This window comes from Mycobacterium sp. 012931, from assembly GCF_000419295.1.
GTDB lineage: Bacteria > Actinomycetota > Actinomycetes > Mycobacteriales > Mycobacteriaceae > Mycobacterium > Mycobacterium marinum.
This window is the reverse complement of record NZ_AOPX01000001.1, coordinates 1,163,067-1,180,221: the sequence shown is the minus strand read 5'-3', so window position 1 is coordinate 1,180,221 and position 17,155 is coordinate 1,163,067. Positions and strand designations below refer to the sequence as shown.

Sequence of the window (17,155 nt, the reverse complement as noted above, 5' to 3'; positions counted from 1 at the left end):
AGCCCTATCGAGTCCTTATCCAGAGAGGTTGAAATTGCCGGACGCTCCGTAAACGGCGAGCGAAATGAAAAGGGTAATGACTACGACGACAATCAGCGAGGTACGCACCGCCTGACCGACGGCGATCCCGACCCCCACCGAGCCGCCGCTGGCGTTGTAGCCGTAGTACGTATGCACCAGCATTACCGCGATCGCCATCACGATGGCTTGCAGAAATGACCACAGCAGATCGGATGGAATCAGGAAGGTATTGAAATAGTGGTCATAGAGTCCCGCGGACTGTCCGTTGATGAAAACCGTGGTGAAGCGGGCGGCGAAAAAAGCCGCCAGCACCGCAAGCGAGTACAGCGGAATGATCGCGACCAGCCCGGCGATCAACCGCGTCGACACCAGGTAGGAGACCGAGTGGACCGCCATGCACTCGACGGCATCGATCTCCTCGGACACCCGCATCGCGCCAAGCTGCGCGGTGGCACCGGCGCCGATGGTGGCCGCCAGTGCGATACCGGCGATCACCGGAGCGACGACACGCACGTTCAGGAACGCCGACAGGAAGCCGGTCAACGCCTCGATACCGATGTCGCCCAGCGATGAGTAGCCCTGCACGGCGATGACGCCGCCGGACGCCAGGGTCAGAAAGGCCGCCACTCCGACGGTCCCACCGATCATGACCAGGGCCCCCGCGCCCAGCGTCATCTCGGCTACCAGTCGGATCGTTTCCTTGCGGTAGCGCGTGATCGCGTAGGGGATGTAGCGCACGGTTTCGCCGTAGAACAGCGCCTGCTCGCCAAAGTTGTCGACCGGCCGAACCAGCCTCGACATGAACCGGTGAAAGCGGATAATGACGTCATAGCTCATCGCCTCATCACCATCGCTTGCTATCGGTCATTTGTTACCGGGCCGAGATTCTCACGCCGATAGCGGTCATTACCACGTTGATCACGAATAGGCAGATGAACGCGTAGACCACGGTCTCGTTGACCGCATTGCCCACGCCTTTGGGCCCGCCCTTGACGGTCAGGCCGCGATAGCAGCCGACCAGACCTGCCATCACCCCGAACAGCAGGGCCTTGATCTCGGCGAGGATCAACTCGCGCAGCCCGGTCAGCACGGTCAGACCGTTGATGAACGCACCGGGGTTGACGCCCTGCAGAAAGACCGAGAACGCGTAGCCACCCGACAGGCCGATCGCGCACACCAAGCCGTTGAGCAGCAGCGCAACCACAGTGGAAGCCAGGACCCGGGGCACCACCAAGCGTTGGATGGGGTCGATGCCCAGCACCCGCATCGCATCGATCTCCTCGCGGATGGTGCGAGCACCCAGATCCGCACAGATCGCGGTGGCGCCGGCACCTGCCACCACCAGCACGGTGACCACCGGCCCCAGCTGGGTGATGGTGCCAAACGCGGTCCCGGCCCCCGAAAGGTCGGCGGCACCGATCTCGCGCAACAAGATGTTCAGGGTGAATGCCACCAGCACCGTGAACGGGATGGAGACCAGCAGCGTGGGCACCAGTGATACCCGGGCCACCATCCACGTCTGGTCGAGGAACTCCCGGAATTGAAACGGCCGCCGGAAGGCGGCGCGCGCGGTGTCGATGGACATCTCGAAAAACCCGCCGACCGCCCGGGCTGGAACCGCAAGTTGTTGGATCAACTTGGTCCCCCGTCCCAGTCGGCGACGACGCCAGTGTTTCCCAAGAGCCAGCCCAGGGTCCGCACCTGCCTTCGTGTGAGCCGGCTCATACTAACTCAGAACGACTTGGGCATGTCAATGAACGGATACTCGTATAATCACGATCAATCTTGCTGGTCAGTTGCGTTGCCGCGCGGGTAAGTCCGCCACCGGCCCTAGCCGATGGCAGGCCCCAGGCAAAGTCCACTTATTCCTGCTCAAGCCATCAGCGAGCTAGCGGAAAAGTTGTGTTCGGGGTTTCGCCCAGCAAAGTAATCGTGCAATGTGTCGGTTAGCTGGCCGGGCTCCCAGGCCGGGCCGTCCGCACTGAACTTGCGCTCCGGCGTCGGCGCCGCCACCAGCGTCACCTGCGGACCGTAGACGATGAACAGCTGCCCGTTGACCGCCGCGGCCGCCGGGGACGCCAGAAACTGCACCAGAGTCACCACGTGTTCCGGCGACAACGGGTCGATCTCGCCCGCCGCCACGTCGGGCGTCGCCCCGAAGACGTCGGCGGTCATGGCGGTGCGGGCCCGCGGACAGATCGCGTTGGCGCATACGCCGTAACGGCCCAACGCCCGCGCCGCGGACAGGGTGAGTGCGGTGATGCCGGCCTTGGCGGCGCCGTAGTTGGCCTGCCCGACGGGACCGACCAGCCCCGCTTCCGATGAGGTGTTGACCAGCCGCCCAAATATCGAGCCCCCGGCCGCCTTGGCTTTCTGGCGCCAATAGGTTGCCGCATTGCGGGTCAGCAGGAAGTGGCCGCGCAGGTGCACCCCGATGACCTGGTCCCAGTCCTCGTCGGTCATGTTGAACAGCATCCGGTCGCGGGTGATGCCGGCGTTGTTGACCACGACGTCGGGCCCGCCCAGCCCATCGGCGGTGGCAATCAGTTCATCGGCGGTGGCGCGCTGGCTGATGTCGCCGGCCACCGCAATCGCCTTGGCACCGACGGCGCTGATCTCATCAATGACGTCAGAGGCGTCCAAGGCCGAGCCGATGTCGTTGACCACCACGGTGGCGCCGAGCCGGGCCAGGCCGACCGCCTCGGCACGGCCCAGTCCCGCGGCCGCGCCGGTGACCACCGCGACCCTTCCGGACAGATCGGTCACGTTCGTGCTGCTAGTCAATTTATGAATACCTCTAGTTTCCGGTTACGCCATGGCGGCTACGCCATGCCGGGCACAGCGGGCCGCTGGCCTAATCCTCACGCAACAGGGCCGCACGCGGGCATTCGGCGATCGCTTGCTCGGCCAGAGCCTCCTGGTCGGGGGGGATGGGATCCGTCTTGACGACCGCATAGTCGTCGTCGTCCAAGTCGAAGATATCCGGAGCAATCCCCAGGCACACGGCGTTGCCTTCGCACCGGTCACGGTCGACTATCACTCGCACGGCGCCCTCCTTGATCTTGCCCAGAACCTGGGCCAGCCAGTGATCATTGTGCAGCACCACCCTAGGACGACCGCACCGCTGACGAAACGGTCGCTGGATTCCCAGACTAGAACGTGTTACAACCGGGGTAACGCATGGGTAGCCGTTGGCTGCGTGTCGGCAGGTGTGGAGATGCCTGTCATGGCCGGTTACCCAACCCAATCGGTTGACCGGAGGCGGCAGGAATGCGCATCAGTTACACACCCGAGCAGGAGGAGCTGCGCCGCGAACTGCGGTCGTATTTCACCACCCTGATGACGCCGGAGCGCCGCGAGGCGCTGAGTTCGGTCCAGGGCGAATACGGCACCGGCAACGTCTACCGCGAGACGGTTGCCCAGATGGGCAAGGACGGGTGGCTCACCCTGAACTGGCCGAAGGAATACGGCGGCCAGGACCGCTCGCCGATGGACTCGCTGATCTTCACCGACGAGGCGGCCATCGCCGGTGCCCCGGTGCCGTTCCTGACGATCAACAGCGTGGCGCCGACCATCATGGCCTTCGGCACCGACGAGCAGAAGAAGTTCTTCCTCCCCAAGATCGCCGCCGGGGATCTGCACTTCTCCATCGGCTACTCCGAGCCGGGCGCGGGCACCGACCTGGCCAACCTGCGAACCACGGCGGTTCGCGACGGCGACGACTATGTGATCAACGGCCAGAAGATGTGGACCAGCCTGATCGCCTACGCGGACTGGGTCTGGCTGGCGGTGCGCACCAACCCGGAGGCCAAGAAACACCGCGGCATCTCCATGCTGGTCGTTCCCACGACCGCCGAAGGCTTCTCGTGGACACCGGTGCACACCATGGCCGGACCCGACACCAGTGCGACCTACTACACCGACGTGCGGGTGCCGGTGACCAACCTGATCGGTGAGGAGAACGCGGGCTGGAAACTGGTGACCAACCAGCTCAACCACGAGCGGGTGGCCCTGGTCTCGTCGGCACCGATATCCATGGCCCTGCGGGAAGTCCGCGAATGGGCGCAAAACACCAAGGATGCCGGCGGCGCCCGTCTCATCGACTCGGAGTGGGTGCAGCTGAACCTGGCCCGGGTGCACGCCAAGGTCGAGGTGCTCAAGCTGATCAACTGGGAGCTGGCCTCGAACGACGCCGCCCCGTCACCGGCGGACGCATCGGCCGCCAAGGTGTTCGGCACCGAGCTGGCCACCGAGGCCTACCGGCTGCTCATGGAGGTCCTGGGCACCGCGGCCACCCTGCGTCAGGACTCCCCCGGCGCGTTGGTTCGCGGGCGCGTCGAGCGGATGCACCGGGCGTGTCTGATCCTGACCTTCGGCGGCGGCACCAACGAAGTCCAGCGCGACATCATCGGCATGGTCGCCCTGGGACTGCCCCGGGCCAACCGCTGACTTTCACACATTCTCAGAGGACGGACTTCTATGGACTTCTCGACGACTGAAGCGGCTCAGGATCTTCGCGGTCTGGTCGACACCATCGTGGACGCGGTGTGCACGCCCGAGCACCAGCGCCAGCTCGACGGGCTGGAGCAACGATTCGACCGCGAGCTGTGGCGCAAGCTGATCGACAGCGACATCCTGTCCAGTGCCGCCGCCACCCAGGTGGGCGGTGACGGTTTCGGGGTGCTCGAGCAGGTTGCGATCCTGGTCGCGCTCGGGCATCAGCTAGCCGCCGTGCCCTACCTCGAGTCGGTGGTTTTGGCCGCTGGCGCGCTGGCCCGGTTCGGCTCCGAAGAACTGCAGCAGAGCTGGGGTGCCGCGGCGGTCGGCGGTGAGAAGATCCTTGCCGTGGCCCTTGACGCGGAGATGGGCGAGGGACCGGTCCAGGCTGCGCGGTCCGGCGCGGGTTTCCGTCTCACCGGCACCCGCACTCAGGTGGGCTACGGTCCGGTCGCAGACGCCTTTCTTGTTCCCGCCGAAACCGATTCCGGCACCGTTGTTTTCCTGGTTGCCGCCGATGACCCCGGGGTCAGCGTCACCGCGCTGCAGACTACCGGCCTGGGCAGCGTCGGCCATCTGGCCCTGGACGGCACGGAGGTGGATGCCGCACGCGGGATCGGCGGATCCGATGTCACCGCCTGGCTGCGCACCATTAATACCCTGGGCCGCAGCGCATTTCAGCTCGGGGTACTCGAACGCGGACTCCAGATGACCGCCGAATACGCGCGTACCCGCGAGCAGTTCGACCGCCCGATCGGCAGTTTCCAGGCGGTGGGACAGCGCCTGGCCGACGGCTACATCGACGTCAAGGGATTGCGACTGACACTGACCCAGGCCGCTTGGCGGGTATCGGAGGACCTGCCCGCTGAGATCGATGTGGCATCGGCGGGCTTCTGGGCGGCTGAGGCCGGCCACCGTGTCGCGCACACCATCGTGCATGTGCACGGCGGGGTCGGTGTCGACACCGATCATCCGGTGCACCGTTACTTCCTGGCCGCCAAGGAAGCCGAGTTCGCTCTGGGCGGGGCCACCACAGCGCTTCGCCAAATCGGCCGTGAACTGGCGGAGACTCCAGCGTAGGAGGCGACGGCGCTGGGCGCGGCCGCAGCTTCACGCTCGTCGAGACCAACGAAGGGGCTGAATTGAGCGCGGACCCCACCGTCCCCCAGCTGCTGGTCCCGCTCGCCGAAATCGGAGACCGGGGAATCTATTTCGAAGACTCCTTCACCAGCTGGGCAGACCACATCGGGCACGGCGCCGCGATCGCCGCGGCGCTGCGTGAGCGCCTTGACCCCACTCGCCCGCCGCATGTCGGCGTGTTGCTGCAGAACACGCCGTTCTTCTCGGCGATGCTGGCCGCAGCCGGAATGTCCGGAATCATTCCGGTAGGCCTCAATCCGGTACGCCGCGGCGCGGCACTTGCCCGCGACATCGAACACGCCGACTGCCAGATGGTGCTCGCCGACACGGCATCGGCGAGCACCCTGGACGGCATCGAGCACGTCAACGTCGACTCAGCCGAGTGGGCGGAAGTGATTGATGCGCATCGTAATTCGGAGATCAGCTTTCAAAATGCCGCACCGGCTGATCTTTTCATGCTCATCTACACCTCCGGCACCAGCGGTGATCCCAAGGCGGTCAAGTGCAGCCACAGCAAGGTCGCGATCGCGGGCGTGACCATGACGCAGCGCTTCGGCCTGGGGCGCGACGACGTCTGTTATGTGTCGATGCCGTTGTTCCACTCCAACGCGGTCCTGGTGGGATGGGCGGTGGCGGTGGCATGCCAGGGATCAATGGCGTTGCGGCGCAAGTTCTCCGCTTCGCAGTTTCTTTCCGACGTGCGCCGCTACGGCGCCACCTACGCGAACTACGTGGGCAAGCCGTTGTCGTATGTGCTGGCCACACCCGAACGACCCGATGACGCGGACAACCCGTTGCGAGCCGTCTACGGCAACGAAGGTGTACCCGGCGATATCGAGCGTTTCGGATGTCGCTTCGGCTGCGTCGTCCAGGACGGCTTCGGTTCCACCGAGGGGGGTGTAGCCATCGCGCGAACCCCCGATACCCCGGCGGGCTCGTTGGGTCCGCTGCCGGAGAACATCGAGATTGTCGACCCCGAGACGGGCCAGCAGTGTCCGGTGGGAGCCGTCGGGGAGCTGGTGAACACCGCGGGGCCGGGCCGGTTCGAGGGCTACTACAACGACGAGGCCGCCTCGGCGCAGCGGATGTCGGGCGGCGTCTACCACAGCGGCGACCTCGCCTACCGCGATGCGGCCGGCTACGCGTACTTCGCTGGCCGCCTAGGCGATTGGATGCGGGTCGATGGTGAAAACCTCGGAACCGCACCGATCGAGCGGGTACTGCTGCGTTATCCCGACGCCATCGAAGTTGCGGTCTACGCGATACCCGATCCGGTGGTCGGAGACCAAGTGATGGCGGCGATGGTGCTCACCCCCGGTGCGAAGTTCGATGTCGACAAGTTCCGCGCATTCCTGGCCGGTCAATCCGACCTCGGCCCCAAGCAGTGGCCGTCCTACGTCCGGATCTGTTCGGCGCTGCCCCGAACCGAGACGTTCAAGGTGCTCAAACGCCAGCTCGCGGCCGACGGTGTCGACTGTGGCGATCCGGTTTGGCCCATCCGCGACCAGTCGTAGCCGAAGCCTGATCTTCGGTGAAAAACACTCAATGAATTTCGCCGATCGGGATAGCATCCGCCTCGATAGTGCCCAGGTCGTGTTTCTCAGAACCCAAGGTGCCCCGGATGTCCTACCTGATTGTCGCGCCAGAGGCGATGACGGCGGCCGCCGGCGACCTGGCCGGCATCGGTTCATCAGTCGCCGCGGCTAACGCCGCGGCGGCGGGTCCCACCACCGCGATGCTGACAGCGGCCGCCGACGAGGTGTCCACCGCCATCGCCGCGTTCTTCTCCGCGCACGCCGCCGACTACCAGCGGTTGGCCGGCCAAGCGGCCGCATTGCATACCCAGTTGGAGCGGGTCCTGAGTGCGGGCGCGGTGGCCTACGCCGCCGCGGAGACAACCGGCACATCGCCGCTGCAGCTGGCCATCAACGCGGTGAGCGCACCCGCGCAGAGCCTGCTGGCCCGCCCGATCATCGGCAACGGCGCCAATGCGACGACGCCCGGAGGCAACGGCGGCGACGGCGGCTGGTTGTTCGGCAGCGGAGGCAACGGCGCGGCCGGTGCTGCCGGCCCGACGCGGGCGGCACCGGCGGTCAGGGTGGCGTCGGCGGCGCCGGCGGGGCCCCCGGTGCGGCCGGGCTGGCCGGTACCGGCGGTCAGGCGGGCAACGAGGGCGTCGGCGGAAATGGCGCGCAGGGCGGTCACGGCGGTGCTGGCGGCAACGGAGTCGACGGCGCCGACGCCAACGTGTTCACCGGCTACAACGGCGGCGACGGTACCGCCGTCGGCAAGGGCGGCGACGGGGGTGCCGGTGGCGCCGCCGGCGCCAATGGCGGTACCGGCGGGGGCGGCGGCATCGGTGGGGGCGGCGGTGTTGGCGGCGACGGCGGCAACGGCGGTAGCGGCAGCACCGGAACGTCCTCGGCACCCGCAAGCGGTACCGGCGGAATTGGCGGCACCGGAGCCGATGGTGGAGCCGGCGGCAACGGCGGGGCCGCCGGGGGTGCCGGTGGCACCGGCGGTCAGGGTGGCACCGGGGGCGGTGCCGGCAAGGCGGCACCGGCGGGCGGGCGGTGCCGTCGTGACTCCGCCGGCGCGTTCGGCGGGGCGGGCAGCTCCCCCGGATTCCTCAGCCCCGCAGGCGACGGCGGCGCTGGTGGTGACGCCGGCACCGCGGGAGCGGGCGGCAACGGCGGCGCCGGCGGCGCGGGTCCGAGCGGCGGCAACGGCGGGACCGGCGGCAATGGCGGCAACGGCGCCGAGGGCGCCATCGGCGCGCAGTTCGTCCCCGCCTCCAGCCTCCCGACACCGTCCGGCGGAGCCGGTGGCGATGGCGGCAACGGGAGTAACGGCGGTGCGCCGGGCACGGGCGGCAGTGCCGGCGCCGGCACCGGCGGCAGCACCGGCGCCCAAGGCACCGGCGGCGACGGTGGCGACGGCGGCAACGGCAGCGCCGGCGGTCCGGGCGGTGACGGCGGTCTCGGCGGCGACGCGTCAGAAACCGGCACCGACGGTGTGGCCGTCGGTGGGCAAGGCGGACAGGGCGGAGCCGGCGGTCAGTTCGGCGGCGGCGGCAACGGTGGGGACGGTGGGAATGTCACCGCCGGATCGGCCGGCAGCACCGCGGGTAACGGCGGCAACGGCGGCAACGCCAACAACGGCACCATCGAGGGCTCCCCCGCCGGCGGCAACGGTTCCGCGGGCGGCGACGGCGGCGACGGTGGCGACGTCGCCTCCGGGGCGACCGGCACCGCCGGTACTGGTGGTACGGGCGGTGCCGGCAATGACGGAACCATCAACGCCGGCACTGGCGGCAACGGTGGCGCCGGGGGTAGGGCCGGTAGCGGCGGCGCCAACGGCGGCAACGGCGGCAACGGGGGTACCGGCGGAACCGGCGGCGACGGCGGCAAGGGCGGTGGCGGTGCCGTCGGCGGTAGCGGTGGGGATGGCGGCGACGGCGGCGTCAATAACGGCGCCGGGGCCAACGGCAACGGAGGCGCCGGCGGCACCGGCTCCATCGGTGCGGCCGGCGGCAATGGCGGACAAGGCGGCAGTGGGGGCGCTGCGGGTTCTGGCGGCGGCACCGCGGGCAATGGCGGGGCCGGCGGGCTGGGCGGGGCGGGCGGGACCGGCGGGGTCGGCCAGAGCGGTGCAAACGGCGGCGCTAGTCAGGAGGGCCAAGACGGCCAGGCAAGCACCGACTCCGACGGCGGCGCCGGGGGCGCCGGCGGCACCGGGGGCAGCGGCGGCGCGGCGGGCGCCGGAGGTCAGGCCTGATGATGGGCGCGCCCCGCGCCGCGCTCGAGGCAAGCTTCGAGCAGCTGTGCACCGCGCTGCCGGCGACCGCGGGTGTGGCGGTCGCGCTCCCCGACAGCGGCGAGACCTGTTCGTTGGGCTCCTGGTCGACCGGCGTCGCCTGGTCGACGGTCAAGGTGCCGTTGGCGATCGCAGCGCTGCGCAGCAACCCACGGCGCGCAGCTGCATGGGTGACCAAGGCGATCACCGAATCGGACAACGCGGCCGCCGAGCAGCTGTGGTCGCAGCTGGGCGACCCCCTCGATGCCGCCCAACAGGTGCAGGCCGTCATCGGCACGGCCGGCGATGAGTGCACCCAGGTGGAATCGCGCCGACTTCGGCGCGGTTTCACCGCATTCGGTCAAACACCATGGCGCCTGGACCGGCAAGCGCTGTTCGCCGCGGGACTGCCCGGTGTTGCGGACGCGGGCCCCGTCATCGACTTGATGCGCCAGCTCACCGAGCGCCATCGCTGGGGTCTGGCCGCCAAAGGAGTTGCCGCAAAAGGCGGTTGGGGCCCCGGCCAGGACGGCGACTATTTGGTGCGGCAGTTCGGCATCGTGCCCACCGGATCGGGCCATCTGGGTGTGGCATTGGCCGCGCAGGCAGCCAGCTTCCAAACCGGAGTCAAGGCGCTGAACAGGATCGCGGATTGGCTCCTGGGCGGCAGCGCAAAGCTATCTGCCCTTACCGGAGGCGGCGGCTAGCCCAGCAGCGATGGCACGACGGCGTCGATCAGATGCGGCCCGGGTTCATTGAAGGCGCCGCGCAGCGCGTCCGCAAATTCCTCGCAGCTACTGACCCGCCGGGCCGGAACACCCATGCCTTCTGCAATCTTGACGAAATCCATTGTGGGACGGGAGATATCAAGAAGATCCAGCGCTTTGGGACCGGGCGCCGAGCCGGCACCCACGCGCTGCAACTCCACTCGCAGAATGTCGTAGGCGCCGTTGTTGTAGATGACGGTGGTGACATCGAGGTTTTCCCGGGCCTGGGTCCACAACCCGGAGATCGTGTACATCGCCGACCCGTCGGATTGCAGGCACAGCACCGGACGTTCGGGCGCCGCGACCGCGGCACCCACCGCGGCCGGAATGCCGTAACCGATCGCCCCGCCGGTCAACGTCAGCCAATCGTGGGCCGGCGCACCGGCGGTCGCCTGCGGCAGCAGCACACCCGAGGTGTTGGACTCGTCGACGACGATCGCACGTTCGGGCATCAGCGCGCCGATCACGTCCGCCGCTGACATCGAGGTCAGCGCACCCGTGGGCAGTTGCGGGCGCGATAGCGCGGCCATCGGTGCACTCGTCCCGGGCGCAACCTCGTCGGCCAGTGCGATCAAGGCATCAGCCGCTCCCCGGTGCCCGGCAAGCTCGTGCACCGTGCATCCGGCGGGCACCAGATCGCTGGCCATGCCCGGGTAGGCGAAGAACGACACCGGCGATTTCGCGCCGGCCAGCACCAGATGTTTGGCCCCGTCCAGCTGTGCCGCCGCGGCCTCGGCGAAGTATCCGAGCCGTTCCACCGCGGGCACTCCAGCGCCGCGCTCCAGCCGGGTCGGGAATGTCTCGCACAGCCACCGCGCGCCGGTCGCCTCGGCGATACGAGCGGCCGCGGCCAGACCCGGCCCCCGGGTGGCGTCCCCACCGATCAGGAGCAGGGCCGGTTCCGCCGAGCGCAGCATCTTGGCGATCGAGACCACGTCGCCGGTGACCGGCGCGGGTTGCGCCGGCGGCACCATGGCCGGCTCGGCGCCGTCGGACCAGGACGCGTCCGCCGGCAGGATCAGCGTGGAAACCTGCGGCCCCTGCCGGCTGGCGGCGATGGCCTTGGCGGTGTCGGCGCCGACATCGGCGGCCGTCTCGGTCCGGTGCACCCAGCCCGAAACCGTGCCGGCCAATGCGTCGATGTCGGATTCCAATGGGGCGTCGTACTTCTTGTGGTAAGTCGCGTGGTCTCCGACGACCACAACCATCGGCACCCGGGCCCGGCGGGCGTTGTGCAGGTTGGCCAGGCCGTTGCCGAGTCCGGGGCCCAGATGCAGCAGCACCGCTGCGGGCTTGTCGGCCATGCGGGCATAGCCATCGGCCGCACCGGTGGCCACGCCCTCGAAGAGGGCGAGCACACCGCGCATGTCCGCAACGGTGTCCAGTGCGGCCACGAAATGCATCTCCGAGGTACCGGGGTTGGCAAAGCACACGTCAACACCACCATCGACCAAGGTGTTGATCAGAGCCTGGGCACCGTTCACCTGCCTACTCCTTTATCTTGGGGGTCGTTGCGCGAGCCCGAAGACCCGCTCGGCGTTGCCGTGCAGAAAGTCGCGTCGAGCCTCGTCTTCCAGACCGAGTTCGTCAAGGCCCGCCAGGGCGTGCGCATGAGCGATCATCGGGAAGTTGGTGCCGAACAAGACTTTGCGTCGTCCGGTGCCAGTCTTCATGAATCGGATCAACTCGTGCGGCAGCCGCTTGATCGTGTAGGCCGACGTGTCGATGTAGACGTTTTCGTGTTTGCGCGCCACCGCGACCATCTCTTCTGTCCACGGGTAGCCGACGTGACCGCAGACGATCACCAGCTCCGGGAAGTCCAGGGCCACTTGGTCGATGTAGGGGATCGGGCGGCCGGTCTCCGATGGCCGCAGCGGGCCGGTGTACCCGACTTGGGTGCAGAACGGAACCCCCGACTCCACGCACTCGGCGAACAGTGGGTAATAGCGGCGATCGGTGGGCGGCGCCTCCCACAACCAGGGCACCACCCGCAGACCGACGAACCCCGAAGCGACTCGGCTTCGCAGCTCGCGAACCGCGACCATCGGACGGTCCAGGTCTACCGCCGCCAGCCCGGCGAATCGCTGCGGGTGCAGATCGACCCACCCCGCAACCTCGTCGTTAGACACCAGATCCTGACCATTGGGACCACGCCACGCGCTGAGTAGACCGAACTCGACGTCGGCGGCATCCATCGATGCAATGGTCGCCTCGATGGGGATCTGGGCCTCGGGGATCGAGCTGTCGGTCCAGCGGCGCAGCGAGGCCAGCATGTCGCTGCGCAGGAATCGCTGAGTCGGATGCTGCATCCACGCGTCGATCGTCATCGCACTTCAGACTCTAACGCCCCGCGAGGGTGGGTGATTTCGACAGGTGAGGCTAGGCAGCGAGAACGGCGCGCGCCACCACATCGGTCCGCTGGACGTGGCCACCGCCGAAGAGCACCACGTGCGCCAGCAGCGGGTAAAGCTGGTGCAGTCCGATGCGGCCACGCCAGCCGGGCCGCAGCGGTCGCAGCTGCTGGTAGCCGGCGAGGATGGCTTCGTAGTGCGCGCAGCCGAACAGTGCGAGCATCGCCAGATCGGATTCGCGATGGCCGGCATGCGCGGCGGGGTCGATCAGCACCACCCCGTCGGGTGTCCACATCACGTTGCCACCCCACAGATCGCCGTGTAGCCGGGCCGGCCGATCGTCGTCGTCGAAATCACCTGCGCGACAACGTGTGATGACGGATTCGATGGTGGCGCGGGTGGGGGCGCCAAGGCGCGGCGCGGCAAGCTCGGCCATCGGCGCCAGGCGCTCCTGAGCATAAAAGTCGCCCCAGTGTTGGTGCCGCGCCAGCGACATCGGCAGTGGCTGCGACAACGGCCCGAAGAATCCCGGCCCGTCCCAGCCCTGCGGCCCCGCCCCGAACGCCGGGGCGCCCGCATCGTGGGTGATGGCCAGTCGGCGGCCAAAATCGTGCGCCGCCGCAACGCTGGGGGCCACGGATTCCAGCCGCCGCAGCGTCAGACTCGTCTGGCCCACCGAAACCACCGGCACACATGCGACACCGCCGTCGACATCGGAAAGCCATCGCAGGCCTGCCGCTTCCCACGCGAAATAACCGGCGGGCGCACCCGAGTGCTGCTTGACGAAGTCGCTCACACCGCGTCGCGCATCATGCGCTCACATGCGCGGCGTGCACATCGTCGGCGGGCCGCGCCTCGGTCTGCTCCTTGGCCCAGCGGTAGTCCGGCTTGCCCGCGGGTGAACGCTTGACCTCGTCGACGAACCAGAGGCTGCGTGGCACCTTGTATCCCGCGATCGCGCTGCGCACGAAGCCGTCCAACTCCGCCAACGACGGACGAGAGCCCGGCCTGGGCGCCACCACGGCCGCCACGTGCTGGCCGTAGCGCGGATCCGGCACACCGACCACCAGGGCGTCGAACACATCGGGGTGGCCCTTCAACGCCGCCTCGACCTCTTCGGGGTAGATCTTCTCGCCGCCGCTGTTGATCGACACCGAGCCGCGTCCCAGCATGGTGACCGTCCCGTCCGCCTCGACCATTGCGTAGTCGCCGGGGATCGCATAGCGAACACCGTTGATGGTCTTGAAGGTCTCGGCGGTCTTCTTCTCGTCCTTGTAGTAGCCGACCGGGATGTTGCCCTTCTTGGCGATGATGCCGCGCACCCCCGAGCCAGGTTTGACCTCGTTGCCCTCCTCGTCGAGTACCACGGTGCGATGGTCGATGGTCACCCGCGGACCACCGGTGGTGGCCTGGCCGGCTCCCACGATGCTGGTGCCGCCAAAGCCGGTCTCCGACGAACCAATTGAGTCGGTGATGACCCGATTCGGCAGCAGCTCGAGCAGCTTCTCCTTGATGCTCGGCGAGAACAGCGCCGCGGTGCTGGCCAACAGGAACAACGACGACAAGTCGTAATCGTTGTCCTTCATCAGCGCGTCGAGCAGCGGACGCGCCATCGCATCCCCGGTGAAGAACAGCAGATTGACCTTGCGGTCGCTGATGGTGCGCCACACCTGGTCCGCGTCGAATTCCGGCGCCAGCACGGTGGTTTGACCGGAGAAGATCGACATCCAGGTAGCCGACTGGGTAGCGCCGTGGATCATCGGCGGAATCGGGTAGCGGATCATCGGCGGATTCGCGGCGGCGGCTTTGGCCAGATCGTATTCGTCCTTGATGAATTCGCCGGTTGCGAAGTCGGTTCCGCCGAACAGCACCCGGTAGATGTCCTCGTGACGCCACATCACGCCCTTGGGGAAGCCAGTGGTACCCCCGGTGTAGAGGATGTAGATGTCATCGGCGCTGCGCTCCCGCTGCAGCTCGGCGAAGTCTCGCTCGGGCGAGCCGTCGGCAATGGCCGAGTAGAACTCCACACCGCCGTAACGCTGGTAGTCCTTGTCACTACCGTCCTGCACCACCAGGATCGTCTTGACGTTGGGGGTGTCCGGCAGCACGTTGGCGACTCGGTCCGCGTACTGACGCCCGTGGACCAACGCCACCATGTCGGAGTTGTCGAACAGGTACTTCAGCTCCCCCTCGACGTAGCGGAAGTTGACGTTGATCAAAATGGCGCCCGCTTTGATGATGCCGAGCATCGCGATGACAATCTCGATGCGGTTTCGGCAGTAAAGGCCGACCTTGTCGCCCTTGCGCACCCCCTGGTCGATGAGGTGGTGCGCCAGTCGATTGGCTTTTTCCTCCAGCTGGGCATAGGTCAGCTGCTCATCGCCGCAGATGAGGGCTACACGGTCAGGCACAGCGTCGATGGCGTGCTCGGCTAGATCGGCAATATTCAGGGCCACGGCCACCAAACTAGAACGTGTTACATTTCTTGACAAGCGAATGCCCGATGCCATGCGAAAGGCGGTGCTCGTGGCCCCGAATACTTCCGAGACGCCAGCAAACGGGGAGTCCGGACCAGACGCGCTGGTGGAGCAGCGCGGGCACACCCTGATCGTGACGATGAATCGCCCGTCCCGACGTAACGCGCTTAGTGGCGAAATGATGCAAATCATGGTCGAGGCCTGGGATCGCGTCGACAACGATCCCGACATCCGCTGCTGCATCCTGACCGGCGCGGGCGGCTACTTCTGCGCTGGGATGGACCTCAAGGCGGCGACCAAGAAGCCGCCGGGCGACTCATTCAAGGACGGCAGCTACGACCCGTCGCGCATCGACGCGCTGTTGAAGGGCCGCCGGCTGAAAAAGCCGCTGATCGCCGCCGTCGAGGGCCCCGCGATAGCCGGCGGAACCGAGATTCTGCAAGGTACCGACATTCGCGTCGCCGCCGAGAGCGCCAAGTTCGGCATCTCGGAGGCCGAGTGGAGCCTGTACCCGATGGGCGGCTCGGCGGTGCGGCTGGTCCGCCAGATCCCCTACACGGTGGCCTGCGATCTGCTGCTGACCGGACGGCACATCACTGCCGCGGAGGCCAAGGAGATGGGGCTGGTGGGCCACGTCGTGCCCGACGGCCAGGCGCTGACCAAGGCGCTGGAAATTGCGGAGATCATCGCGGCCAACGGGCCTCTTGCGGTCCAGGCGATCCTGCGCACCATCCGCGAAACCGAGGGCATGCACGAGAACGAGGCGTTCAAGATCGACACTCGGATCGGCATCGAGGTGTTCTTGTCCGACGACGCCAAAGAAGGTCCGCAGGCGTTCGCGCAGAAGCGCAAACCCAACTTCCAGAACCGCTGATCTCCCGCTCGGCGTGCTCAGCTCAGTGGCCGGCTGGGAGTGAAGACGACCGGCATGGACTCCAAGCCGCTGACAAAGTTCGCCGGCCGCAGCGGCAACCGCGAATCCTGATCGGCCAGCCTCAAGTCAGGCAGCCGCTGCACCACCCGAGCGGTCATCAACGACAGCTCCAACCGGGCCAGCTGATTGCCCATGCAGAAGTGGGTACCGAAGCCGAAAGCCAAATGGCTGTTCGGGTTTCGCTGGATGTCGAACTTCTCCGGGTCGGTGAACACCGCCTCGTCGAAATTGGCCGACTCGAACAGCAGCATGATCTTTTCGCCCTCGCTCAACGCGGTCCCGTGAAACTCGGTGTCCGCGGTCAGCATTCGGCACATGTTTTTCACCGGCGCGGTCCAGCGCAGCATCTCTTCGATGGCGCCCGGCAGCAACTCTCGGTCGCTTTGCAGCAGGTCCCACTGGTCGCGGTTGCGCAACAGTTGCTCGCTTCCGCCGCTTAGCGTGTGCCTGGTCGTCTCGTCGCCGCCGATCAGAATCAGCAGCGTCTCCATGACCAGTTCGTCGTCGCTCAGCCGCTCACCGTCGACTTCCGAACTGACCAACACGCTGACCAGGTCGTCGGTAGGCTCGGCGCGGCGCGGCGCGATGGTCGCCCGGGTGAAGTCGTTGTAGGCGGCGAAGGCGTCGATGGTGACCTGGAAATCCTCTTGTGACACATGGGAACTGAGGAATGTCACCAGATCGTCTGACCACCTCAGGAACATCTCTCGCTGTTCGGGGAGCACCCCGAGCATGTCACCGATGACCGCCATCGGCAGCGGCGCGGCCAGGTCCCGCACGAAGTCGCATTCTCCGCGCTCACAAACCGCGTCGATTAGCGTGTCGCACAGCTGGGCGATCGAGTGCTCTTTGTCTTTGACCCGCTTGCGGGTAAAACCCGCGTTAACCAGCTTGCGCCGCAACAGATGTGCCGGGTCGTCCATGTCGATCATCATCGGCAGCGCGTCCTGATCGGGACGGATGCCGCCGGCGTTAGAGAACAGTTCGGGCTGCCGCTCGGCATCGATCACGGCCTGATAGGTGGACGCGGCAGCCAGACCGTTGCGGTCACGGAAGACGGGCTGATTGGCCCGCATCCACCGATATGCCTCTCGCGCTTGCCTACTGGCGTAGAAGTTGCCGTCGGTCAGGTCGACGTCGGGTTTGATCAACGGCTTAGTCATCGCCATTCCT

Annotated in this window: 14 protein-coding genes and 1 pseudogene; 6 read left to right on the top strand and 9 right to left on the bottom strand. The window is 67.3% G+C overall.

From position 1 onward, the window contains the following. Positions 1-15: 15 nt before the first annotated feature. The 4 genes from MMSP_RS05250 to MMSP_RS05235 form a co-directional block, all read right to left on the bottom strand. Entirely contained in the window at positions 16-858 is an 843-nt protein-coding gene (locus tag MMSP_RS05250) for an ABC transporter permease (RefSeq protein ID WP_020785760.1), read from the bottom strand. A gap of 34 nt (positions 859-892) precedes the next feature. Continuing rightward, positions 893-1,657: an ABC transporter permease gene (locus MMSP_RS05245; protein WP_015357355.1), complete on the bottom strand. Its 765-nt coding sequence runs from the start codon at positions 1,655-1,657 to the stop codon at positions 893-895. Positions 1,658-1,893: 236 nt separating this feature from the next. Then, positions 1,894-2,805, bottom strand: a complete 912-nt coding sequence (locus MMSP_RS05240; RefSeq protein WP_036426206.1) for a 3-oxoacyl-ACP reductase — start codon at positions 2,803-2,805, stop codon at positions 1,894-1,896. Between the two features lie 70 nt (positions 2,806-2,875). Next, the gene (locus MMSP_RS05235) at positions 2,876-3,067 is read right to left on the bottom strand and encodes a ferredoxin (protein ID WP_036427093.1); all 192 of its coding nucleotides are present in this window, start codon (positions 3,065-3,067) and stop codon (positions 2,876-2,878) included. 224 nt (positions 3,068-3,291) lie between these two features. Here MMSP_RS05235 and MMSP_RS05230 point away from each other — a divergent pair, with 224 nt between their 5' ends. The 5 genes and pseudogenes from MMSP_RS05230 to MMSP_RS05205 all read left to right on the top strand — a co-directional run bounded on the left by MMSP_RS05230 (position 3,292) and on the right by MMSP_RS05205 (position 10,160). Then, positions 3,292-4,470, top strand: coding sequence for an acyl-CoA dehydrogenase (locus MMSP_RS05230; protein WP_020785758.1), 1,179 nt, complete (start codon positions 3,292-3,294; stop codon positions 4,468-4,470). Between the two features lie 30 nt (positions 4,471-4,500). Further along, a complete protein-coding gene (locus MMSP_RS05225) occupies positions 4,501-5,598 on the top strand; it encodes an acyl-CoA dehydrogenase family protein (protein WP_020785757.1) in 1,098 nt (365 codons plus the stop codon). Between the two features lie 62 nt (positions 5,599-5,660). Then, positions 5,661-7,172: a long-chain-fatty-acid--CoA ligase FadD17 gene (fadD17, locus tag MMSP_RS05220; RefSeq protein WP_020785756.1), complete on the top strand. Its 1,512-nt coding sequence runs from the start codon at positions 5,661-5,663 to the stop codon at positions 7,170-7,172. A gap of 107 nt (positions 7,173-7,279) precedes the next feature. Next, positions 7,280-9,435, top strand: a pseudogene (locus MMSP_RS05210) (PE family protein). After that, on the top strand, positions 9,435-10,160 hold the full coding sequence (locus MMSP_RS05205) for a hypothetical protein (RefSeq protein ID WP_020785755.1): 726 nt from the start codon (positions 9,435-9,437) through the stop codon (positions 10,158-10,160). The pseudogene MMSP_RS05210 and the gene MMSP_RS05205 overlap by 1 nt, the downstream one beginning before the upstream one ends. Here MMSP_RS05205 and MMSP_RS05200 read toward each other — a convergent pair. The 4 genes from MMSP_RS05200 to MMSP_RS05185 are packed head-to-tail and all read right to left on the bottom strand — an operon-like array spanning position 10,157 to position 15,033. Continuing rightward, complete coding sequence (locus MMSP_RS05200; protein WP_020785754.1) at positions 10,157-11,704, bottom strand: acetolactate synthase large subunit; 1,548 nt, start codon at positions 11,702-11,704, stop codon at positions 10,157-10,159. The genes MMSP_RS05205 and MMSP_RS05200 overlap by 4 nt on opposite strands. A gap of 12 nt (positions 11,705-11,716) precedes the next feature. After that, a complete protein-coding gene (locus tag MMSP_RS05195; RefSeq protein WP_020785753.1) occupies positions 11,717-12,547 on the bottom strand; it encodes an amidohydrolase family protein in 831 nt (276 codons plus the stop codon). Positions 12,548-12,599: 52 nt separating this feature from the next. Continuing rightward, the gene (locus MMSP_RS05190) at positions 12,600-13,367 is read right to left on the bottom strand and encodes a fructosamine kinase family protein (protein WP_020785752.1); all 768 of its coding nucleotides are present in this window, start codon (positions 13,365-13,367) and stop codon (positions 12,600-12,602) included. A 13-nt stretch (positions 13,368-13,380) separates the two neighbouring features. Next, on the bottom strand, positions 13,381-15,033 hold the full coding sequence (locus MMSP_RS05185) for an acyl-CoA synthetase (protein WP_020785751.1): 1,653 nt from the start codon (positions 15,031-15,033) through the stop codon (positions 13,381-13,383). Between the two features lie 46 nt (positions 15,034-15,079). On the opposite strand from MMSP_RS05185, the gene MMSP_RS05180 reads away from it, so the two are divergent. After that, positions 15,080-15,922, top strand: coding sequence for a crotonase/enoyl-CoA hydratase family protein (locus MMSP_RS05180; protein ID WP_015357366.1), 843 nt, complete (start codon positions 15,080-15,082; stop codon positions 15,920-15,922). Between the two features lie 17 nt (positions 15,923-15,939). Here the strand turns inward: MMSP_RS05180 and MMSP_RS05175 are convergent, their stop codons facing one another. Beyond that, positions 15,940-17,145, bottom strand: coding sequence for a cytochrome P450 (locus MMSP_RS05175; protein ID WP_020785749.1), 1,206 nt, complete (start codon positions 17,143-17,145; stop codon positions 15,940-15,942). Positions 17,146-17,155: the final 10 nt, after the last annotated feature.